This is a genomic window from Streptomyces sp. ME19-01-6 (genome assembly GCF_033793745.1).
Lineage (GTDB): Bacteria > Actinomycetota > Actinomycetes > Streptomycetales > Streptomycetaceae > Streptomyces.
Map to the genome: position 1 here is coordinate 450,814 of NZ_JARAXF010000004.1, position 20,119 is coordinate 470,932.

Below are 20,119 nucleotides of genomic sequence, written 5' to 3' on the forward strand. Positions count from 1 at the left end.
TCAGCCCCGCGCGGTGGTCAGCCCCCGGGGCCGGGCATCCAGCACCGTACGCAGCGACGCGAAGTCCTCGACGCACCGGCCGGTGCCGAGGGCCACACAGTCCAGCGGGGCGTCGGCCACCAACACCGGGATGTTCAGCTCGCCGCTGAGCCGGACGTCGAGGCCGCGCAGCAGCGCCCCGCCCCCGGTCAGCACGATGCCCCGGTCCATGATGTCGCCCGCCAGCTCCGGCGGGGTCTCGTCCAGCGTGGAGCGCACCGCCGCGACGATGCTGTCCACGGGCTCGGCCAGCGCGTGCCGCACCTCGTCCGCCGTCAGCTCCAGGACCTTCGGCAACCCGGTGACCAAGTCCCGGCCACGGATGGTGCAACGGTCCGGCGGCAGCAGCGTCTGTGTCTGCTCCGCGTCGTCACCCTTGCCGGGCCCGTCACCCTTGCCGGGCCCGTCGGGCTTGTCGGGCTTGTCGAGCGAAAGGCCCTCGCCGCCCGGGGCGGCCGACACCACCTCGACATTCCGCTCCGGGCGCCGGACGGACGCTCCGCCACCGGGCGCGGACCAGGCGCCGACCGGTGAGGCGGAGCCGATGCTCACCTTGATCTCCTCCGCGCTGCGCTCCCCGATCGCCAGGGCGTACCGCTTCTTCACATGTGCGGTGATCGCGGCGTCCATCGCGTCACCCGCCATGCGCACCGAGCGGGCGGTGACGATCCCGCCCAGCGAGACCACGGCCACCTCGGTCGTGCCGCCGCCCACGTCGACCACCATGCAGCCGGTCGGGTCGCTCACCGGCAGCCCCGCGCCGATCGCCGCCGCCATCGGCTCCTCGATCAGATGCACTTGGCGCGCCCCGGCCTGTGAGGCGGCCTCCGTGACCGCGCGCCGCTCGACGCCCGTGATGCCAGAGGGCACACACACCACGACGCGGGGGCGGGCGAGCCGGCGGCCGCCTGTGACCTTCTTGATGAAGTGCCGCAGCATCCGCTCGGCGATCTCGAAGTCGGCGATGACCCCGTCCCGCAGCGGACGGACGGCGACGATGTTGGAGGGGGTACGCCCTATGGTCTCCTTCGCCTCGGAGCCGACCGCCAGCACGCTCCCGTCCGTCGTGCTGACCGCGACGACCGACGGCTCATTGAGCACGATCCCCCTACCCCGCACGTACACCAGGGTGTTCGCCGTGCCGAGGTCGATTCCGACATCACGTCCCGTGAACGTCTTGTTCTGCGCCATAAGTTGACATTATTGCTTATGCCGGATTCTTGCCCGGCACTGATGTCGATCGCACCCTCGTGCGACGTGACCGCTGCTACCGTGTTTCATGATCACGATCCCCGACAGGAGGAGACCCAGGGGCGGAACGACATCGCCTGCTACGCCGTTTACAGAGGTGGAGCGTTACCTCGTCGCCAAGTGCGTCACGGAATAGTGGGCGTCAAATCCGTATAAGGACGGACAGGTTGTCTCCGTCCGGTCGCAGGCGTGTCACGGACGACAGACACGACTTGTCTGATTGTCGTGCCCAGCTGTTAGTTTTATGGCTCGAACTCCTCGTCCGCGCTCCCATCAGCGAAAATCCCCGGAGCACGGACCATCACCTTCATCCCCGGGGGATCTCCATGAGCCAGAACTGGCAGCAGCCTCAGCAGCCGCAGCCGCCCCAGCAGCCCGGTGGTTACGGCTACCCGGCCCAGCCGCCGCAGCCGCAGTACGGCGGCCCGCAGCAGCAGCCGCAGTTCGCGGGTGGCTTCCCGCCGCCGGCGCCGCCGGTCGGCCGCCCGGGCAACCCGGCCGTCGCCGTCCTCGCCGCCGTCGTCGCCGCTCTGGTCGGCGGGTTCCTCTACGCCTTCCTGCTGAGCGCGCTGGCCGACACGGACGGCAACGAGCCGAAGATCACTCAGTTCGCCTACGCCGGTGTCGCCGTCGGCGCGCTCGTGGGTTTTGTCATCGCCAAGCTGGGCGGCCGCAACCCCGCGCTGTGGGTGATCGGCGCGGTTCTGGCCTTCGCGGCGGTGTTCTTCGGTGAGCTGTACGGCTACGCCATGGTCACGGCCGACTTCCTGGGCAACCACGAGAAGGAGCTCGCCAGCATCGGCCAGGACGCGCCGTCCTCGTTCGAGATCTTCTTCGAGCACTTCAACACGCCCCTCTTCGGGGCCAAGACCGGCGGCGGTCTGTTCGACGCGTGGAAGGAAGACGCCGACGCCCTGACCTGGATCTTCATGATCCTGTCGCCGGCCGCGGCGGTCTCCACCTCCTACCGCCTCAGCAACCGCTGACGCACCGACACACCAAACGGGTTGGGCCCCGACCGCGATGCGGTCGGGGCCCAACCCGTTTGTGCCGCGCGCTCAGCGCTTGTCGTGCTGCGAGGGAGCGACCGTCACCTCGACCCGCTGGAACTCCTTCAGCTCCGAGTAGCCCGTCGTGGCCATCGCCCGGCGCAGCGCGCCGAAGAAGTTCATCGAGCCGTCGGGGGTGTGGGAGGGGCCCAGCAGGATCTCCTCCGTGGTGCCCACGGTGCCCAGGTTCATCCGCTTGCCGCGCGGCACCTCGTCGTGCACGGCCTCCATGCCCCAGTGGTGACCCCGGCCCGGCGCGTCCATGGCCCGCGCCAGCGGCGAGCCCATCATCACCGCGTCCGCACCGCAGGCGATGGCCTTGGGCAGGTCGCCGCTCCAGCCGACGCCGCCATCGGCGATCACATGCACATACCGGCCGCCGGACTCGTCCATGTAGTCCCGCCGGGCGGCGGCGACGTCGGCGACGGCCGTCGCCATCGGCACCTGGATGCCCAGCACATTGCGCGTGGTGTGCGCGGCGCCGCCGCCGAACCCGACCAGCACACCGGCCGCGCCCGTCCGCATCAGATGCAGCGCGGCGGTGTAGGTCGCACAGCCGCCCACGATGACCGGGACGTCCAGCTCATAGATGAACTGCTTCAGGTTCAGCGGCTCGGCGGCGCCGGAGACATGCTCGGCCGAGACCGTGGTGCCACGGATCACGAAGATGTCGACCCCGGCGTCCACGACGGCCTTGGAGAACTGCGCGGTGCGCTGCGGGGAGAGCGCGGCGGCCGTGACCACGCCCGCGTCGCGCACCTCCTTCAGGCGCTGTCCGATCAGCTCTTCCTTGATCGGCGCGGCGTAGATCTCCTGCATGCGCCGGCTCGCGCTGTGCTCGTCCAGCTCGGCGATCTCCGCGAGCAGCGGCTCCGGGTCCTCGTACCGGGTCCACAGGCCCTCGAGGTTGAGCACCCCGAGACCCCCCAGCTCGCCGATGCGGATCGCGGTCTTCGGCGAGACCACCGAGTCCATCGGGGCGGCGAGGAACGGCAGCTCGAAGCGGTAAGCGTCGATCTGCCAGGCGATCGAGACCTCCTTCGGGTCCCGGGTACGACGACTCGGCACAACGGCGATGTCGTCGAACGCGTACGCCCTGCGGCCGCGCTTGCCGCGCCCGATCTCGATCTCAGTCACGTGGGTGCCTTTCGCTCTTCAGGTCTGCCGTCCCAGTATCCCTGCCCTCTTCGTACGCGCTAACGAGAGGAGTAGTTGGGTGCCTCGCTCGTCATCTGGATGTCGTGCGGGTGGCTCTCCTTGAGCCCGGCCGCCGTGATCCGCACGAAGCGGCCCTTCTCCTTGAGCTCCGCCACATTTGCCGAGCCGACATACCCCATCGACGCCCGCAGACCGCCCACGAGCTGGTGCGCGACCGAGGCGAGCGGGCCCCGGTAGGGGACCTGGCCCTCGATGCCCTCGGGCACCAGCTTGTCCTCGGAGAGCACGTTGTCCTGGAAGTAGCGGTCCTTGGAGTACGAGCGGGCCTGGCCGCGCGACTGCATCGCGCCCAGCGAACCCATGCCCCGGTAGGACTTGAACTGCTTGCCGTTGATGAAGACCATCTCGCCCGGCGACTCCTCACACCCGGCCAGCAGGCTGCCCAGCATGACCGTGTCCGCGCCCGCCGCGATCGCCTTCGCGATATCGCCCGAGTACTGCAGGCCACCGTCGCCGATCAGCGGCACCCCGGCCGCATGACATGCCCGCGCGGCCTCGTAGATCGCCGTCACCTGCGGCACGCCGATGCCCGCGACCACCCGGGTGGTGCAGATCGAGCCCGGCCCGACGCCGACCTTGACCCCGTCCACCCCGGCGTCGATCAGCGCCTGGGCGCCGTCCCGGGTGGCGACATTGCCGCCCACCACATCGACCCTGATGTTGGACTTCAGCTTGGCGATCATGTCGAGGATGCCCCGGCTGTGGCCGTGCGCGCTGTCGACCACGAGGAAGTCCACCCCGGCCTCGACCAGGGCCTGCGCCCGGTCGTACGACTCGTCCCCGACGCCGACCGCCGCGCCGACGACCAGCCGCCCGTCGGCGTCCTTGGCCGCGTGCGGATACTTCTCGGCCTTCACGAAGTCCTTGACGGTGATCAGACCCTTGAGCACGCCCGCGTCGTCGACCAGCGGCAGCTTCTCGATCTTGTGGCGGCGCAGCAGCTGCATCGCGTCCTCGCCGGAGATCCCGACCTTGCCGGTGACCAGCGGCATCGGCGTCATGACCTCGCGGACCTGGCGGCCCCGGTCCGTCTCGAAGGCCATGTCACGGTTGGTGACGATGCCGAGCAGCTTGCCCGCCGCGTCCGTCACCGGCACGCCGCTGATCCGGAACTTTCCGCACAGGGCGTCCGCCTCGGCCAGCGTCGCGTCCGGCCGGACCGTGATCGGGTCGGTCACCATGCCGGACTCGGACCGCTTGACCAGGTCGACCTGGTTGGCCTGGTCCTCGATCGACAGATTGCGGTGCAGCACACCGGCGCCGCCCTGCCGGGCCATGGCGATGGCCATCCGGGACTCGGTGACCTTGTCCATGGCGGCGGACAGCAACGGCACGTTGACCCGGACGTTTCGCGAGACCCTGGACGAGGTGTCGACCGCGTTCGGCAGCACCTCGGAGGCGCCCGGCAGCAGCAGCACATCGTCGTACGTCAGCCCGAGCATCGCGAATTTCTCAGGCACTCCGTCGACGTTGACAGTCATGACACCCTTCCAATGGTCTTGCCCCAGCGCGGACTCCCATGCTAACGGGCGCGACAAGCGCCCCATTCCTCCCTGTGGAAAACCCCGGGGCCTGCCGAAACGACCTGCGAATTCGCCTGGCGAAACCGCTCGCGGACCCGCCGGGGATCCGCCCGCGGCACCGCCTGCCGAAACTACTGCTCGGCGAGCGCCCGCAGCCTGCTCAGGGCCCGGTGCTGGGCCACCCGCACCGCACCCGGCGACATCCCGAGCATCTGCCCGGTCTCCTCCGCCGTCAGCCCCACCGCGACCCGCAGCAGCACCAGCTCGCGCTGGTGCTCCGGAAGGTTCGCCAGCAGCTTCTTGGCCCATTCGGCGTCGCTGCTGAGCAGCGCCTGCTCCTCGGGGCCGAGCGAGTCGTCCGGCTGCTCCGGCATCTCGTCCGAGGGCACGGCCGTGCTGCCCGGATGGCGCATGGCCGCGCGCTGCAGATCGGCGACCTTGTGCGCGGCGATGGCCACGACGAACGCCTCGAAGGGCCGGCCGGTGTCGCGGTAGCGCGGCAGCGCACACAACACCGCGAGGCAGACCTCCTGCGCCAGGTCGTCCACGAAGTGGCGGGCATTGCCCGGCAGCCTGGACAGCCGCGTGCGGCAATAGCGCAGGGCGAGCGGATGCACATGGGCGAGCAGATCGTGGGTGGCCCGCTCGTCCCCCTCTGCGGCGCGCCGGACAAGGGCGCCGATGGCCCCTTGGGTCCCGGGGCCGCCGGCCTTCGGGGACCCCTGGGTCTCGTCGTCGCGCATCAGTCCATGGTGCCTTGGCGCCGCGGCTTCCGTGGCACCACGTCCGTAGTTGTGCGCTGAAGCGTTATGAGCAGGTGCGCCGGCTGTCGTCACGTCCTGCGCTCTCCCCTCACGCCCGACCGACTTGTCCCCGAGGAACTCCACACCTTCAAGGATGCGGCATCGCCCGGCGAACCAACATAAGCCGCTGCCCTTCGCCCCGCCCGCCACCCGACGGGCGGGGGCCGGCCCTCCCTCTTCCGGGGGCTCGGTTCTCCTCCCAGCCACCGCTGGGAGGTGCCCCGCCGGGGCGCTCGCCAGGGGAGCGAGGTCTATCGGACCAGACCCCAGCGGAAGCCGAGCGCCACCGCGTGTGCCCGGTCCGAGGCTCCGAGTTTCTTGAACAGCCGCCGGGCGTGCGTCTTGACGGTGTCCTCGGACAGGAACAGCTCTCGTCCGATCTCCGCATTGGACCGGCCGTGGCTCATGCCCTCCAGGACCTGGATCTCACGGGCGGTGAGCGTGGGCGCCGCGCCCATCTCGGCGGAGCGCAGCCGGCGCGGCGCCAGCCGCCAGGTCGGGTCGGCCAGCGCCTGGGTCACGGTGGCGCGCAGCTCGGCGCGCGAGGCGTCCTTGTGCAGATAGCCGCGGGCGCCGGCGGCCACGGCCAGCGCGACGCCATCCAGGTCCTCGGCGACCGTGAGCATGATGATCCGGGCGCCGGGGTCGGCCGAGAGCAGCCGCCGCACGGTCTCGACACCACCGAGGCCGGGCATCCGCACGTCCATCAGAATCAGATCCGAACGGTCGGCCCCCCAGCGGCGGAGGACTTCCTCGCCGTTGGCCGCCGTCGTCACACGCTCGACGCCGGGCACGGTCGCCACCGCACGGCGCAGCGCCTCTCGGGCAAGCGGGGAGTCGTCGCAGACGAGGACGGATGTCATGACCGCCCTCCGCAGCTGATGCGCGTCACCTTGAGCCTCCAGGCTGGTACATATCGTCACCTGTGCGATTGACAGCCTCAGACATCCGTCCGAGAGCTTTACCCATCAACCGCCTCCGCACTCTCAACGACGGTCACCCGAAAGAGTTACGGGGTCCGACGGCCACCTTCGACACTCTACGTGAGGGAACGGACACAGAGCCGCTTCATCGCGGCCGCCGCGCCCCGCCGCAGCCCACCCCGACTTCTGCCCTCTTCGATGGCATTTGGCGACCTTGCTTCCAATTTGCCGGTCTCTGTGGCTAGATTCGCAATGAGTCATATTTACATCTACTTACACAGTAGGTGTACGACCCAGGACGCAGCGTCCGCACCAGATCGCTTCGAGGAGATAAGGCAATGGCAGATTTCTCCCGTCTTCCCGGTCCGAACGCCGACCTGTGGGACTGGCAGCTCCTGGCCGCGTGTCGCGGGGTCGACAGCTCGCTCTTCTTCCACCCGGAAGGCGAGCGCGGCGCTGCCCGCAGCGCACGCGAGATGTCAGCCAAAGAGGTGTGCATGCGATGCCCTGTACGCGCGGAGTGCGCGGCGCACGCGCTGGCGGTTCGTGAGCCGTACGGCGTGTGGGGCGGACTGACCGAGGACGAGCGCGAGGAGCTCATGGGGCGGGCACGCCACCGGGCCGTCGCCACTTCAGGCGCCGGGGCTCCCGGCGCCTGATCGCGCCCGCGATCACCGCATTTCTGAAGAAACGTCTCGGCACCGACCGTGAGCCGTTCAGCCACCCGTCACGGCCGCGGTTCGGCTCGCGCCGCGGACTCCCGTGCCGCCGACTCCAGCCGCTCCAGCGTCGCCGCCACCGCCGGGACCCGCGCAAGGTCCGGCAGGGTGAGCGCGACGACCTCCCGCCGCACGGCCGGCTCCACCTCCACCCTCGCGGTCCCCTTGGCCCGTACGGACTCCAGCGCCAGCTCCGGCAGCACCGCCACCCCGAGCCCGGCCGCCACCAGCCCGATCACCGCCGGATAGTCGTCCGTCGCGAAGTCGATCCGGGGCGTGAAGCCCGCCGCCTCGCACACCTCCACCAGATGCCTGCGGCAGCGCGGGCACCCCGCGATCCACGGCTCCTCGGCCAGCTCCCCGATGCCCACCGCCCGGGCCCCCGCCAGCCGGTGCCCCTCAGGCACCACGCCCACCAGCCGGTCGCTCAGCAGCGGCCGTACGACCAGGTCGTCCTTGCCCCACGGGCCCTCGGCCGCGGCGGCCGGCCCCGCCGCGTCCGCCACCGCAGGCTCGACCTCCGGATAGCGGAAGGCCACGGCGATCTCGCAGTCGCCCGCGCGCAGCATCTCCACCGAGCGCGGCGGCTCGGCCTCCACCAGCGAGACCCGGGTCCCCGGGTAGGCCGCGCGCATCGCGGCGAGCGCGGTCGGCACGAGCGTCGAGCTGCCGCTGGGGAAGGACGCCAGCCGCACCCGGCCGGCCCGCAGGCCGGCGATCGCGGCGACCTCCTCCTCGGCGGCGGTCAGCCCGGCCAGGATCCCCGCCGCGTGCCGGACCAGCGCCTCGCCGGCCTGTGTCAGCCGCATCTCCCGGCCCGTACGGATCAGCAGCGGCGTGCCCGTGGACTGTTCGAGGGCCTTCATCTGCTGGCTGACGGCAGGCTGGGTGCAGCCCAGCTCACGGGCGGCCGCGGAGAAGGATCCCGTGGCGGCCACGGCGCGCAGCACCCTCAGATGACGAGTCTCGATCATGCTTCGAGCATAAGCGACCCTTGGATACGACCTGGAAAATCACGGCTGCGCTTTGGCCGTTGGAACGTTCAAACCTTTGAACCGCGCCCCGGCGGTCCCATAGCGTGCCGCCATGACCCGTATCTCCCAGGCCGGGCCCTCGCACCCGCCGACCGTGCTCACCGTGAACCTCGGCCGCTTCAAGCCGGTCGAGTACACCGACGCCCCCTCCGGCGGCACCGGCATCGACAAGCGCCCCGCCGACGGGCTGGTGCGGGTGGTCGCCCCGGGCCCCAAGGGCGAGGCCGCGAGCGGGCTCATCGGCGACACGGTCAGCGACACCCGCCACCACGGCGGGAACGACCAGGCGGTGTACGCCTACGCGCGCGAGGACCTCGACACCTGGGAGCGCGAGCTGGGCCGCGAGCTGCCGAACGGTGCCTTCGGCGAGAACCTCACCACCCAAGGGATCGACGTGACCGGTGCCCGGATCGGCGAGCGCTGGCGGATCGGCCCCGACCTGCTGCTCGAAGTGGCCTCCGCGCGTATCCCGTGCCGGACCTTCGCGGCCTGGCTGGGCGTGGAGCGCTGGGTGAAGCGGTTCACCCAGGCCGCCGTGCCCGGCGCGTATCTGCGGGTCCTCGAACCGGGCGGGATACGCGCCGGGGACCCGGTCGAGATCGTGCACCGTCCCGACCACGAGGTGACCGTCGGCTTCCTCTTCCGCGCCGCCACCACCCAACGCGCCCTGCTGCCGCGGCTCCTCGCGGCGGGCGACGCGCTCCACCCCGAACTGCGGGAATCGGCGCTCTCCTCCGCCGAAACTCTCTCCATCACCTCGAAGAACTGATCCGGACGAGTGCGCTCCGACACCCGCCGTGGCCGCTAACGTGCGCGTATGACGACTGCGTTGATTACGGGAACCACGGCGGGCATCGGCGCCGCCTTCGCGAGCCGGCTCGCCGCGGACGGCCACAACCTGGTGCTGGTGGCGCGGGACGAGAAGCGGCTGCGCGAACAGGCCGCCGACCTCCACGACCGCCACGGGGTGGAGGCGGACGTGCTGCGGGCCGACCTGTCCGAGGACGACGGCATCGCGGCGGTCGAGGCGCGCCTCGGCGACCGCAAGCACCCGATCGATCTGCTCGTCAACAACGCGGGCTTCGGCAACAAGGGCCGCTATCTCGAGGTGTCCCTGGCCGATGAGCTGCGGATGATGAAGGTGCACTGCGAGGCCGTCCTGCGGCTCACCACGGCGGCGGCCGAGACCATGCGGGCCCGGGGACGCGGCGGGGTGATCAACGTCGCCTCGATCGCGGCGTTCTTCCCGCGCGGCACGTACGGGGCCAGCAAGGCCTGGGTCGTGCAGTTCACGCAGGGCGCGGCGAAGGACCTGGCGAGCTCGGGGGTGCGGCTGATGGCGCTGTGCCCCGGGTTCGTACGGACCGAGTTCCACGCCCGGGCCGGGATCAAGCCGGACAGCGTGCCGAGCTGGATGTGGCTGGACGCGGACCGGCTGGTGACGGCGGCGCTCAAGGACTTCGCGCGGGGCAAGGCGCTGTCGATCCCCGATCCGCGGTACAAGGCCATGACGGGCCTGGCGAAGCTGGCGCCGCGGGCGGCGGTCTCGGTCGTCTCGTCGAACGTGGGACGGCCCCCCAAGGGGCGGGCCAAGGGACAGCCCAAGGGACGCTGACCCCAGGCCGCACCCAGGCCCGGAACGGGCCCGGAACGCGTGAGGCGCGGTCACCCGCGAGGGGTGACCGCGCCTTGAGGGAGTGCGCGGTGGGCGCGTCAGTGCGCGTGACCGTGGCCGTGGCCCGCGGCCTCCGACTCCTCCTCGGCCGGCTTCTCGACCACCAGCGTCTCGGTGGTGAGCAGCAGGGAGGCGATGGACGCCGCGTTCTCCAGGGCGGAGCGGGTGACCTTGACCGGGTCGATGACGCCGGCCTTCACCAGGTCGCCGTACTCGTCGGTCGCCGCGTTGTAGCCGTGGCCCTTCTCGAGCTCGGCCACCTTGGAGGTGATGACATAGCCCTCCAGGCCCGCGTTCTCGGCGATCCAGCGCAGCGGCTCGACCGCGGCGCGGCGGACGACCGCGACACCGGTGGCCTCGTCGCCGTCCTTGTCGAGGTTGCCCTCGAGCACCTTGACGGCGTGGACGAGCGCGGAGCCACCACCGGAGACGATGCCCTCCTCGACCGCGGCGCGGGTCGCGGAGATGGCGTCCTCCAGACGGTGCTTCTTCTCCTTCAGCTCCACCTCGGTGGCGGCGCCGACCCGGATCACGCACACGCCGCCGGCCAGCTTGGCGAGCCGCTCCTGCAGCTTCTCGCGGTCCCAGTCGGAGTCCGTGGCCTCGATCTCGGCCTTGATCTGGTTGATCCGGCCGGCCACGTCGTCGGTGTTGCCGCCGCCGTCGACGAGGGTGGTGTCGTCCTTGGTGACGGTCACGCGGCGGGCGGTGCCCAGCACGTCCAGGCCGACCTGGTCGAGCTTGAGGCCGACCTCCTCGGCGACCACGGTGGCGCCGGTGAGCGCGGCCATGTCGCCGAGCATCGCCTTGCGGCGGTCGCCGAAGCCGGGGGCCTTCACCGCGACGGCGTTGAAGGTGCCGCGGATCTTGTTGACGACGAGGGTGGACAGGGCCTCGCCCTCCACGTCCTCGGCGATGATCAGCAGCGGCTTGTTGCCACCCTGGATGATCTTCTCCAGCAGCGGCAGCAGGTCCTGGATCGAGGAGATCTTGCCCTGGTGGATCAGGATGTACGGGTCCTCGAGGACGGCCTCCATACGCTCCTGGTCGGTGACCATGTACGGAGACAGGTAGCCCTTGTCGAAGGCCATGCCCTCGGTGAAGTCGAGCTCCAGGCCGAAGGTGTTGGACTCCTCGACGGTGATCACACCGTCCTTGCCGACCTTGTCCATCGCCTCGGCGATGAGCTCGCCGACCTGCTTGTCCTGGGCGGACAGCGCGGCCACGGCGGCGATGTCGGTCTTGGAGTCGATCGGGCGGGCGGTGGCCAGCAGCTCGTCGGAGACGGCCTTGACGGCCGCGTCGATGCCCTTCTTCAGGGCGGCCGGGGAGGCGCCGGCGGCCACGTTCCGCAGGCCCTCGCGGACCAGCGCCTGGGCCAGCACGGTGGCGGTGGTGGTGCCGTCACCCGCGATGTCGTTGGTCTTGGTCGCCACCTCCTTGACGAGCTGGGCGCCCAGGTTCTCGTACGGGTCCTCGACCTCGACCTCACGGGCGATGGTGACACCGTCGTTGGTGATGGTCGGGGCGCCGAACTTCTTGTCGATGACGACGTTGCGGCCCTTGGGGCCGATCGTCACCTTGACGGTGTCGGCGAGCTTGTTGACGCCGCGCTCGAGGGCGCGACGGGCGTCCTCGTCAAACTTCAGGATCTTCGCCATGGGTTGCGTGTGTCCTCTCGAACGAACCGCGCCCCGGCCCCGGTATTGGACAGGGGCACCGGGGCGCGGCTCACAGGCAAAACTTCGGTGACTTACTTCTCGATGATCGCGAGGACGTCGCGAGCCGAGAGGACGAGGTACTCCTCGCCGTTGTACTTCACCTCGGTACCGCCGTACTTGCTGTAGAGCACGACGTCGCCTACGGAGACGTCGAGCGGGAGACGGTTGCCGTCCTCGAAGCGGCCCGGGCCCACGGCCAGGACGACGCCCTCCTGGGGCTTCTCCTTGGCGGTGTCCGGAATAACCAGGCCAGAAGCCGTGGTCTGCTCGGCGTCGAGCGGCTGGACCACAATGCGGTCCTCGAGCGGCTTGATGGCAACCTTGGAGCTGGCGGTCGTCACGATCCGACCTCCCCCTTCGGAGATCTCACGGGGTTAACTGTCTGAGGTGGCGACCAGGTGGATCCGTCGTCGCGGGTGCCGGACCTGCCCGTCGCTGTGTTTGGCACTCCTCGATGCCGAGTGCCAGCCACGACATTATGACGCGGTTAGCACTCAGTCAACCAGAGTGCCAAGCGACGGGGTGCCGCGGCGCCCCTCAGAGGTAGTCCCGGCGCCCCTCAGAGGTAGTCCTCGAGCCGCGCCACGGCGAAGCCCTGCGCCTGGATCTCCCGCAGCAGCGAGGTCATCACATCGGTCATCGTCCGCCCCTCCTGCTGGGCGGGGCCACGGAAGTGGGCCAGCACGATGTCGCCGGGGTGCAGCCGGTCGCCGGACGCGTACTCCAGCCCGCCGGCCTTCATCTCGGCCGACCACATCACGAGCGCCCGCACCCCGCAGGCCGCCGCCGCGCGCACGGTGTCGTCGTCGAGCGCCCCGTACGGCGGGCGCAGGAGGTACGGCCGGGTGCCGAACTGGCGGGTGAGGATCTCCTGCTGGCCGCAGATCTCGTGGACCTGTTGCTCGTACTCCAGATCGGGCAGCCTCGGATGGGTGAGCGTGTGGTTCTGCATCCCGTTGCCGAGCCGGCGCAGCTGCTCGAAGTAGCCGTAGCCGCCGGCCACCACGTCGTCCGTCAGGAAGCCGGTGAACGGCAGCCCCAGGTCCTGGGCCTCCTGAAGAAAGGCCGGGTCCTTCTCGGCGCCGTCGTCGACGGTCACGAAGACGACCGGGTCCCGGGTCGGCACATGGTCGATGATCGGCGGCCCGGCGGGCGCGCCCGCCGCCGGCGGTACGAGGGCCGGTTTGACCGAGGGCGGCGGCGCCGTCTCCAGCGGCCCGTCGAGCCCCCAGCGGCGGTAGCCGTCCGGAGCCGGGGGAGGGGGCGAGGGCAGGCCGGAGGCCGCCGGACCGGACGCGGAGCCCGACCCCGGCCCCGGTGTATGAGACCCGGGCCCGGAGGACGACATGAACGACGGCGAAGACGATGCGGCGGCGGTGCCCGAGCCCTTGTCCACCCGCCCGGCCGTCCCGGCACCGGCTCCGTCAACGTCCGAGCAGCCCGCGAGCAGAGCCGCGGCCGCGACCAACACGACACACCTCGAAAGGCCAGTAAGGCCAGTAAGGCCAGTCTTGATCATCATCACACAAGCGATCTTCAGCCGGGTGCGGCGAACGCGCGCGCTGGAGCGAGGAGAATGGGCGACGTGGACGTTGACGCCTTCGACTCACTGCTCCGCGACGAAGGGCAGACGCTGCTCCGCGAGCTCCAGGACTACGACCCGGCGCGGGAGCTCGCCACGGCGACCCGGCTGCGCCGCGACCACCCCCCGGAGCTGGTCTCGGCGGCCCTCACCCAGGCGCGGCTGAGACAGCGCGCGGTCGCGAAGTTCGGCGCCGACGACGCCCACCGCATGTACTTCACGCCGAACGGCGTGGAACAGGCCACCCGCGCCTCCGTCGCCGCCTACCGCGCCGACCGCTTCGTCGACCTCGGCGTACGCCGCGTGGCCGACCTGTGCTGCGGCATCGGCGGCGACGCGGTCGCGCTGGCCCGCGCGGGCATCCCCGTCCTGGCCGTCGACCGGGACCCGCTGACCTGCGCGGTGGTCCGGGCCAACGTCGCGGCCCTGGGCCTCGCCGACCTCGTCGAGGTGCGCCACGCGGACGTCACCGAGATCGACACCTCCGGGTTCGACGCGATCTTCGTGGACCCCGCCCGGCGCGGCGGCCGGGGCCGCGTCTTCGACCCCGAGGCGTACTCCCCGCCGCTGTCCTGGGCCGTCCAGGCCGCCCGCACCGCCCCGCACGCCGCCCTCAAGGTCGCCCCGGGCATCCCGCACAACGCGGTCCCCGAGGACGCCGAGGCCGAGTGGATCTCGGACCACGGCGATGTGAAGGAGGCCCTGCTGTGGTTCGGCACCGCGCGCCCGGGCATGCGCCGCGCCACGCTGCTCCCCGACCGCCGCTCCCTCCTCGGCACCCGGCTGCTGCCGGACCCCGAGCCGGGCCCGGTCGGCCGCTGGCTGTACGAGCCGGACGGCGCGGTGATCCGCGCGCACCTGGTCGCGGACGTCGCCGCCCGGATCGGCGGCCGCCTCATCGACCCGACGATCGCCTATGTCACGGCGGACGACCTGCGCCCGACGCCGTACGCCACGGCGTACGAGATCACGGATGTGCTGCCCTTCAACCTCAAGAAGCTCAGGGCGCTGCTGCGCGATCGCAAGGTCGGCGTCCTGACGGTGAAGAAGCGGGGGTCGGCCGTCGAGCCGGAGGAGCTGCGGAAGAAGCTCCGCCTCGAAGGGGTGAATTCCTGCACGGTGTTCCTCACCCGGGTGAGCGGCGCCCCGACGATGCTCCTGGGACACCCGGCCCAGGCTTAGGGCCACGGCCCGGGCTCAGGGCCGCTGAGGGGCGTACAGGGCCCCACGGGGCCACGCATGGGGCGGCAGGGCCGTACAGAGCCACTGAGGGCCCCTCAGGCCCGCTCCCCGCTCCGGCCCCCGCCTCTGCCTTCGTCTTCGCCTCTCGTCTTCAGCTCGAACCAGACGCCCTTGGCGTACATCCCCGCCGGGTCCCCGTCCGCCGTCCCCCACTCGTCGGCCAGTGCCGCGACCACCCCCAGACCGCGCCCGTACATCCGGTCGCCCTCCGGAAGACGGCCGCCGGCGGGGAGCTCGGTGCTCGCGTCGTACACGCTGACCCGCAGCCGGGGCTGCTCGATCATCACCCGCAGCATCAGGGAGTCGCCCTCGGCGTGCAGATAGGCGTTGGTGGCCAGCTCCGAGGTGCAGGCGGTCGCATTCTCGACAAGGTCTTCATGGCCCACGGAGTTCAGCACGCAGGCGACGAAATCCCGGCAGATCTTGGGGGAGGTGGCCCGGCGGGTGCTCTGCAGCGTGTACACGTACGGCTCTTCGGGGCCCGAGGAGGGCGAACTGCCCGCGGGGTTGTCGTCGGGCTCGTGGTCGGGTCCCAATGTCAACTCCCTGCGACGGGGCCGTTGGTACGCGTACCGTTACGATGATCAACGCTTCGTAGCGGTGACGCCACCTACCGTAGGACAGGGTTGCAAACAAGTGCTACGGATTCGTTGAATTTCCCCGACAAATAGCCCGCGAGGGTGACACGTATGGGAGGGACATGCCACCCAGGACCGCCCCAACCGCCCGTCAGCAGCGGTTGGGCACCGAGCTGCGCAGGATGCGGGAGGACGCGGGCCTCAGCATCCAGCAGGCCGCCGACCGGCTCGGCATCAACCGGACCCACATCACCAATCTGGAGCTGGCCCGGTTCGGGGTGAGCGAGGAGCGCGTACGCACCCTCGCCGCCATCTACGCCTGCCCGGACAGCGCGTATATCGACGCGCTCGCCGCCATGACCCATGAGCGCAAGGGCGGTTGGTGGGAGGAGTACCGGGGCCTGATCGCCACCGGCGGACTCGACCTGGCCGAAATGGAGTACTACGCGGCGAGCCTGCGCGTCGTCGGTCTCATTCATGTTCCTGGGCTGCTGCAGACGGAGGAGTACGCGCAGGCGGTGATGGGCCAGGCCGTGCCCCCGTGGTCACCGCCGGAGCTGCGCCGCAGGCTCTCCCACCGGATGAGGCGCCGGGACATCCTGGACCGGGACACCCCCCCGCCGTGCAGCTTCGTCATCCACGAGGCCGCCCTGCACACCCGGTTCGGCGGGGCGCGGGTCCTGCGGGCGCAGCTGGAGCGGCTGCTGGAGGCGTCGGAGCGCGAGAACGTCACCGTACGCGTCATCCCGCTCGTCACGGACGGATTCCCGGTCGCCGGCTCCACGGTCACCTATGCCTCGGGGCCCGTGCCGCAGCTGGACACCGTGCAGTTCGACTCGGCGCTCGGCTCGATGTTCCTGGACGCGGAGTCCCAGCTGCGGAAGTACCGAGGGGTCCTGGACCGCACCGTGGAGGTGGCTCTGTCCGTCGAGGAGTCGCGCGACCTCGTGCGCGCCGTCGTGCAACGCCTCAGATGAAGGCAACAGGCAAAGGGAATGTGCACCATCAGCTGGCAGAAGTCCTCCTACTCCGGCCAGGGCGAAGGAGACGCCTGTGTCGAGGTCGCCTCCATAGGCGACGACATAGCGCTCCGCGAGAGCGATGACCCCGACAGAGTCGTGACCACCACCCCCGCGAAGCTCGGATCGCTCCTCGCCGGCATCAAGGCCGGCGAGTTCGACTCTTTGTCCTCACCGGTGACACCGCCGTGACCTCGCCGCCGCCACCCGAGAGACCAGACGCACCCGACGCAGCCGGCGCGGCGGCCGCGCCCCCCGCCCTCCCCGGAAGCAGCAGCGCCGCGCTCAGCGCGGCCACGGCCAGCAGCGCGCCCGCCACGCCGAAGGCCGTGGCGTAGCCGCTCGCGAGGGACCGTGGATCGTCACCGCCCGCCTCGTGCGCGGCCACCGTCGCCAGCACCGCCAGCCCCAGCGAACCCCCGATCTGCCGCGAGCTGTTGACCAGGCCCGAGGCCATGCCCATCTCCTGTGCCGCCACGCCCGTCGTGGCCGCCGTCCCGAGCGGGACGACACACAGGCCGACGCCGACGGTCGCGACCAGCGACGGGCCGAGCACCGAGTCCGCGAAGCCCCCGTCCACGCCGATCGCCAGCCCGAACCAGCCCAGCCCGGCCGCCCCCAGCAGCCCGCCGCCGACCAGCAGCGACCGCACGCCGAGCCGGGCGACGGCGCGCGTGGCGACCAGCGACCCGATCACGTTGCCGGCGCAGAAAGGCAGAAACGCGGCCCCGGTCGCGATCGCCCCGTATCCGAGGATCTGCTGCATGTACAGCGAGGCGAAGTAGAAGGCCCGAACTGGCCGGAGAAGAGCAGCAGGACGAAGAGGTTCCCGGCCAGCACCGGCCGCTGCCCCAGCAGCCCGATCCGCAGCAGTGGCCGCTCCACCCGCCGCTCGACCACGGCGAACGCGGCCAGCAGCACCAGCGCCGCGCCCAGCGTGCCCAGCGTCGTAGCCGAGCCCCACGCGTATGCCTGGGTCCGTACCAGCGCGAGCACCAGCGCCGTCATGCCGCCGGTGACCAGCAGCGCACCGGCGACATCAAGCCGGGGCCGCGGGCCCTCGCGCTGGTCGCGCTCCACCGCGGTCCGTGCCGCCGCCAGCGCGAGGACCACGATCGGCACATTGACCAGCATGACGGACCGCCAGCCCGCCCACCCGGTGAGCAGCCCGCCCGCCAGCACCCCGGCCGCGCCGCCCGCGGCCGCGGCCATGCCCCACAACCCCAGCGCCCGGGACCGCGCGGGCCCCGCCGGGAAGGTGACGGTGATCAGCGTGAAGGCCACCGGCGCAAGCGCGGCCACGCCGACGCCCTGGACCGCGCGGGCGGCGATCAGCCCGCCCGGCGACCCCACCAGGCCGCCGCCGAGGCCGGCGGCGCCGAAGAGCACGAGCCCGCCCAGCAGCGTCGCCCGCCTGCCGACGATGTCGGCGAGCCGCCCGCCGAGCATCAGCAGCCCGCCGAAGGCAAGCGCGTACGCGTTGACGACCCACAGCAAGGTGTCGGGCGCGAAGCCGGCGGAACGCGCGCGGAGGGCAGGCGGGGCGGCGGGCGCCCTCGCCGTCTGGAGCTGGAGACGATCGTCGGCACCGCGCGCCGCATCCTCGAGGAGGAGGGCACGGCGGCCCTGTCGATGCGGCGGCTGGCCAAGGAGGTCGGCTCCACGCCGATGGCCCTCTACCGCCATGTCCGCGACAAGGACGAGCTGCTGATCCTCGTCCTGACAGGCGTCTCCGAAACGCTCCCCCGCCCCGCGCTCCCCGAGGAGCCGTGCGAGCGGGTCCATGTGGCGGCCCGGCACATGGACGACGCGCTGCGGGATCTGCCGTGGGCCGTGGAGGTCCTCAGCCTCGGCGAACTCACCGACCGGCACGCGCTGTGGATGGTCGAGGAGATCGTCGACTCGGCCATGGCCTGCGGGCTGAGCGAGCGCCGGGCCGTGCACGCCTACCGAACCCTGTGGCACTACGTCCTGGGCGCGCTCATCTTCCAGGCGGCCCTCGCCCGCCGCTCCGAGGACCCGGAACGGCGGCCCCACTTCCCCGAGATGCTCTCCGAGGTGGACTCGGCCGAGCTGCCGCGGCTGTCCGCGCTGGCCGGGCGCTGGCAGGCCATCACCGACGCGTACGACGTCGCGGACGAACTGCGCGCCCTTGTGGACGGGCTGCTCGGCCGCCCGTCCCGAGACGCGGGCCAAGGTCGGCCGTAGGCCCTACGCCCACCGGACCAGGCCCGTCGGCCCCTCGGCCCGACGCGCGCCCGGCCGGGCGCCGCTACGTTGATCATCATGACCGAGACGACCACGGCGACCAGGGCGACCGAGGCACCTGAGGCACCCGACACCCCGCCCGCACCCCAACTCGACCTCGACGCCTACCTCTCCCGCATCGGCTGGTCGGGCGAGCGCCGCCCGAGCGCAACGGCCCTGCGCGCGCTGACCTTCGCGCACGCGACGTCCATACCGTTCGAGAACCTCGACCCCCTGCTCGGCTCGGCGCCTTCCCTGGCCCTCCCCGACCTGGAGGCCAAGCTGGTCCACGGCCGGCGCGGCGGCTACTGCTACGAGCACAACACGCTGCTCACCGCCGCCCTGAGGGACTTCGGCTTCACTGTCACGGGCCTGACCGCCCGGGTGCGCGTCGGCGCTCGGGGCGCCCTGCGCCCCCGTACGCACATGCTGCTGCTCGTCCACGTCCCGGGCGAGGCCCGACCGTACGTGGCCGACGTCGGATTCGGCAGCATCGGCGCCCTGCTGGAGGCCGTGCCGCTGGTCGCGGACACCGAGTTCCACGACGGGCCGCGCCGCCACCGCTTCGTCCGCGAGCCGCACCCCGGACTCGAGGACCTGTGGGTGCTCCAGGCCTTCCTGGAGGGCGCGTGGGAGGACCAGTACGCCTTCACCCGCGAGCCCTACGAGCACCCCGACTACGAGGTCATCAACTGGCATGTGGCGACCAACCCGCGCTCGCCCTTCCACCACACCCTGTTCGCCCAGCGCAGCACTGCCGACCGGCACCTGGCACTCGTCGGACGCACGCTCACCGAGACGTACCACGACGGCACCCGCAAGCAGCGCGAACTGGCCGACGAGGCCAAGGTGCTGGCGGTGCTCACGGCCGACTTCGGCATCGAGCCGCCCGAGGGCGTTCAATTGCCGAGGTAGCCCTCCGGACGAGCCCCCGCCCATGGCACGATCATCCCGCTAATGGGCCGATGAGAGGGTGGCAGGGGGCATGGGCAAAGAAAAACTGTCCGTATCGGATCAGGATCTGACAACCCTGATCAAAGACCTGGAGGAGATGCAGAGCTACGTCGAGACGAAGATCAAGCGTCTGAACCTCCTGGTCGAGTCCGTCGACAAGGACGGGAAGGGGCCATCTGCCGCTGCCTACAAGAAGCTACAGCGCGATGTGAGCATGGACGCGGTGCGGATCAGGCAGATGCTGAACGCCGTCGAGGAGGCAACGAAGGCACAGGGGGCGGACGCCGACCCCCAGTACCTGGACCTGCTGCACCGGTTCCAGGCGCTACAGAAGTCGCCAGAGGGGCAGCAGGAGCTGGGGCTCCTGGGGTTGTGAGCAGGTGGTGTTCGACGGCACTTGAGCGTGTTCTGGCGCGTATGAGTGAGTCCCCGGGCGGTGGCAGGCACGCTCTTTGGCAGGGAACGGGAGTTCTTGCATCGAATGCGTGACCTTCGCCGGTGATGGTCGTTGGATCTGGTGACGGATTTCTGCGACACCGGGT

At 71.0% G+C, this 20,119-nt stretch carries 20 protein-coding genes and 1 pseudogene; 10 read left to right on the top strand and 11 right to left on the bottom strand.

What is annotated here, in order from left to right; translation table 11 throughout:
- Positions 1-1,230, bottom strand: a complete 1,230-nt coding sequence (locus PV419_RS11985) for a rod shape-determining protein (protein ID WP_319687957.1) — start codon at positions 1,228-1,230, stop codon at positions 1-3.
- Between the two features lie 386 nt (positions 1,231-1,616).
- On the opposite strand from PV419_RS11985, the gene PV419_RS11990 reads away from it, so the two are divergent.
- Complete coding sequence (locus PV419_RS11990) at positions 1,617-2,276, top strand: hypothetical protein (protein WP_319687958.1); 660 nt, start codon at positions 1,617-1,619, stop codon at positions 2,274-2,276.
- Between the two features lie 72 nt (positions 2,277-2,348).
- On the opposite strand, the gene PV419_RS11995 is transcribed toward PV419_RS11990, so the two are convergent.
- The 4 genes from PV419_RS11995 to PV419_RS12010 form a co-directional block, all read right to left on the bottom strand.
- The gene (locus PV419_RS11995; RefSeq protein WP_319687959.1) at positions 2,349-3,476 is read right to left on the bottom strand and encodes a GuaB3 family IMP dehydrogenase-related protein; all 1,128 of its coding nucleotides are present in this window, start codon (positions 3,474-3,476) and stop codon (positions 2,349-2,351) included.
- Between the two features lie 59 nt (positions 3,477-3,535).
- Positions 3,536-5,038 (bottom strand): IMP dehydrogenase, encoded by a 1,503-nt coding sequence (gene guaB / locus PV419_RS12000; RefSeq protein ID WP_319687960.1) that lies wholly within the window; start codon positions 5,036-5,038, stop codon positions 3,536-3,538.
- A gap of 173 nt (positions 5,039-5,211) precedes the next feature.
- The gene (locus PV419_RS12005) at positions 5,212-5,823 is read right to left on the bottom strand and encodes a sigma-70 family RNA polymerase sigma factor (RefSeq protein ID WP_319687961.1); all 612 of its coding nucleotides are present in this window, start codon (positions 5,821-5,823) and stop codon (positions 5,212-5,214) included.
- Positions 5,824-6,134: 311 nt separating this feature from the next.
- Positions 6,135-6,746 (bottom strand): response regulator transcription factor, encoded by a 612-nt coding sequence (locus tag PV419_RS12010; protein WP_003948568.1) that lies wholly within the window; start codon positions 6,744-6,746, stop codon positions 6,135-6,137.
- Between the two features lie 398 nt (positions 6,747-7,144).
- On the opposite strand from PV419_RS12010, the gene PV419_RS12015 reads away from it, so the two are divergent.
- Positions 7,145-7,465: a WhiB family transcriptional regulator gene (locus tag PV419_RS12015; RefSeq protein ID WP_014178839.1), complete on the top strand. Its 321-nt coding sequence runs from the start codon at positions 7,145-7,147 to the stop codon at positions 7,463-7,465.
- 68 nt (positions 7,466-7,533) lie between these two features.
- On the opposite strand, the gene PV419_RS12020 is transcribed toward PV419_RS12015, so the two are convergent.
- The gene (locus tag PV419_RS12020) at positions 7,534-8,499 is read right to left on the bottom strand and encodes a LysR family transcriptional regulator (protein WP_319687962.1); all 966 of its coding nucleotides are present in this window, start codon (positions 8,497-8,499) and stop codon (positions 7,534-7,536) included.
- Positions 8,500-8,611: 112 nt separating this feature from the next.
- Between PV419_RS12020 and PV419_RS12025 the strand changes: the two genes are divergently transcribed.
- Both PV419_RS12025 and PV419_RS12030 read left to right on the top strand, forming a co-directional pair.
- A complete protein-coding gene (locus PV419_RS12025; RefSeq protein ID WP_319687963.1) occupies positions 8,612-9,328 on the top strand; it encodes an MOSC domain-containing protein in 717 nt (238 codons plus the stop codon).
- Positions 9,329-9,376: 48 nt separating this feature from the next.
- Entirely contained in the window at positions 9,377-10,174 is a 798-nt protein-coding gene (locus tag PV419_RS12030; RefSeq protein WP_319687964.1) for an SDR family oxidoreductase, read from the top strand.
- 98 nt (positions 10,175-10,272) lie between these two features.
- On the opposite strand, the gene groL is transcribed toward PV419_RS12030, so the two are convergent.
- The 3 genes from groL to PV419_RS12045 all read right to left on the bottom strand — a co-directional run bounded on the left by groL (position 10,273) and on the right by PV419_RS12045 (position 13,423).
- Entirely contained in the window at positions 10,273-11,895 is a 1,623-nt protein-coding gene (gene groL, locus PV419_RS12035) for a chaperonin GroEL (RefSeq protein ID WP_319687965.1), read from the bottom strand.
- 92 nt (positions 11,896-11,987) lie between these two features.
- Complete coding sequence (gene groES / locus PV419_RS12040; protein ID WP_014178834.1) at positions 11,988-12,296, bottom strand: co-chaperone GroES; 309 nt, start codon at positions 12,294-12,296, stop codon at positions 11,988-11,990.
- Between the two features lie 218 nt (positions 12,297-12,514).
- Positions 12,515-13,423 carry a polysaccharide deacetylase family protein gene (locus PV419_RS12045; protein ID WP_415925295.1) on the bottom strand — a complete coding sequence of 303 codons (909 nt, stop codon included), beginning with the start codon at positions 13,421-13,423 and terminating at the stop codon, positions 12,515-12,517.
- A gap of 108 nt (positions 13,424-13,531) precedes the next feature.
- Between PV419_RS12045 and PV419_RS12050 the strand changes: the two genes are divergently transcribed.
- Positions 13,532-14,719 carry a THUMP-like domain-containing protein gene (locus tag PV419_RS12050; protein WP_319687967.1) on the top strand — a complete coding sequence of 396 codons (1,188 nt, stop codon included), beginning with the start codon at positions 13,532-13,534 and terminating at the stop codon, positions 14,717-14,719.
- Between the two features lie 95 nt (positions 14,720-14,814).
- Here the strand turns inward: PV419_RS12050 and PV419_RS12055 are convergent, their stop codons facing one another.
- Positions 14,815-15,315, bottom strand: a complete 501-nt coding sequence (locus PV419_RS12055; protein WP_319687968.1) for an ATP-binding protein — start codon at positions 15,313-15,315, stop codon at positions 14,815-14,817.
- Positions 15,316-15,479: 164 nt separating this feature from the next.
- Between PV419_RS12055 and PV419_RS12060 the strand changes: the two genes are divergently transcribed.
- On the top strand, positions 15,480-16,334 hold the full coding sequence (locus PV419_RS12060) for a Scr1 family TA system antitoxin-like transcriptional regulator (RefSeq protein WP_319687969.1): 855 nt from the start codon (positions 15,480-15,482) through the stop codon (positions 16,332-16,334).
- 18 nt (positions 16,335-16,352) lie between these two features.
- Positions 16,353-16,568, top strand: coding sequence for a DUF397 domain-containing protein (locus PV419_RS12065; protein ID WP_319687970.1), 216 nt, complete (start codon positions 16,353-16,355; stop codon positions 16,566-16,568).
- On the opposite strand, the pseudogene PV419_RS12070 reads toward PV419_RS12065, so the two are convergent.
- Positions 16,519-18,062: pseudogene (locus PV419_RS12070) on the bottom strand (MFS transporter). The gene PV419_RS12065 and the pseudogene PV419_RS12070 overlap by 50 nt on opposite strands.
- Between PV419_RS12070 and PV419_RS12075 the strand changes: the two are divergent.
- The 3 genes from PV419_RS12075 (at position 18,009) to PV419_RS12085 (ending at position 19,953) form a co-directional block, all read left to right on the top strand.
- Positions 18,009-18,584 carry a TetR/AcrR family transcriptional regulator C-terminal domain-containing protein gene (locus PV419_RS12075; RefSeq protein WP_415925289.1) on the top strand — a complete coding sequence of 192 codons (576 nt, stop codon included), beginning with the start codon at positions 18,009-18,011 and terminating at the stop codon, positions 18,582-18,584. The pseudogene PV419_RS12070 and the gene PV419_RS12075 overlap by 54 nt on opposite strands.
- 78 nt (positions 18,585-18,662) lie before the next feature.
- The gene (locus PV419_RS12080; RefSeq protein WP_319687971.1) at positions 18,663-19,538 is read left to right on the top strand and encodes an arylamine N-acetyltransferase family protein; all 876 of its coding nucleotides are present in this window, start codon (positions 18,663-18,665) and stop codon (positions 19,536-19,538) included.
- Positions 19,539-19,608: 70 nt separating this feature from the next.
- Positions 19,609-19,953 (top strand): hypothetical protein, encoded by a 345-nt coding sequence (locus tag PV419_RS12085; protein WP_319687972.1) that lies wholly within the window; start codon positions 19,609-19,611, stop codon positions 19,951-19,953.
- Positions 19,954-20,119 lie beyond the last annotated feature (166 nt).

Coding starts and splice junctions, on each gene's coding strand:
- PV419_RS11985 (WP_319687957.1), bottom strand. CDS start 1,230: ATGGCGCAGAACAAGACGTTCACGGGACGTGATGTCGGAATCGACCTC.
- PV419_RS11990 (WP_319687958.1), top strand. CDS start 1,617: ATGAGCCAGAACTGGCAGCAGCCTCAGCAGCCGCAGCCGCCCCAGCAG.
- guaB (WP_319687960.1), bottom strand. CDS start 5,038: ATGACTGTCAACGTCGACGGAGTGCCTGAGAAATTCGCGATGCTCGGG.
- PV419_RS12005 (WP_319687961.1), bottom strand. CDS start 5,823: ATGCGCGACGACGAGACCCAGGGGTCCCCGAAGGCCGGCGGCCCCGGG.
- PV419_RS12010 (WP_003948568.1), bottom strand. CDS start 6,746: ATGACATCCGTCCTCGTCTGCGACGACTCCCCGCTTGCCCGAGAGGCG.
- PV419_RS12015 (WP_014178839.1), top strand. CDS start 7,145: ATGGCAGATTTCTCCCGTCTTCCCGGTCCGAACGCCGACCTGTGGGAC.
- PV419_RS12020 (WP_319687962.1), bottom strand. CDS start 8,499: ATGATCGAGACTCGTCATCTGAGGGTGCTGCGCGCCGTGGCCGCCACG.
- PV419_RS12025 (WP_319687963.1), top strand. CDS start 8,612: ATGACCCGTATCTCCCAGGCCGGGCCCTCGCACCCGCCGACCGTGCTC.
- PV419_RS12030 (WP_319687964.1), top strand. CDS start 9,377: ATGACGACTGCGTTGATTACGGGAACCACGGCGGGCATCGGCGCCGCC.
- groL (WP_319687965.1), bottom strand. CDS start 11,895: ATGGCGAAGATCCTGAAGTTTGACGAGGACGCCCGTCGCGCCCTCGAG.
- PV419_RS12050 (WP_319687967.1), top strand. CDS start 13,532: ATGGGCGACGTGGACGTTGACGCCTTCGACTCACTGCTCCGCGACGAA.
- PV419_RS12060 (WP_319687969.1), top strand. CDS start 15,480: ATGCCACCCAGGACCGCCCCAACCGCCCGTCAGCAGCGGTTGGGCACC.
- PV419_RS12065 (WP_319687970.1), top strand. CDS start 16,353: ATGTGCACCATCAGCTGGCAGAAGTCCTCCTACTCCGGCCAGGGCGAA.
- PV419_RS12075 (WP_415925289.1), top strand. CDS start 18,009: ATGCGGCGGCTGGCCAAGGAGGTCGGCTCCACGCCGATGGCCCTCTAC.
- PV419_RS12080 (WP_319687971.1), top strand. CDS start 18,663: ATGACCGAGACGACCACGGCGACCAGGGCGACCGAGGCACCTGAGGCA.
- PV419_RS12085 (WP_319687972.1), top strand. CDS start 19,609: ATGGGCAAAGAAAAACTGTCCGTATCGGATCAGGATCTGACAACCCTG.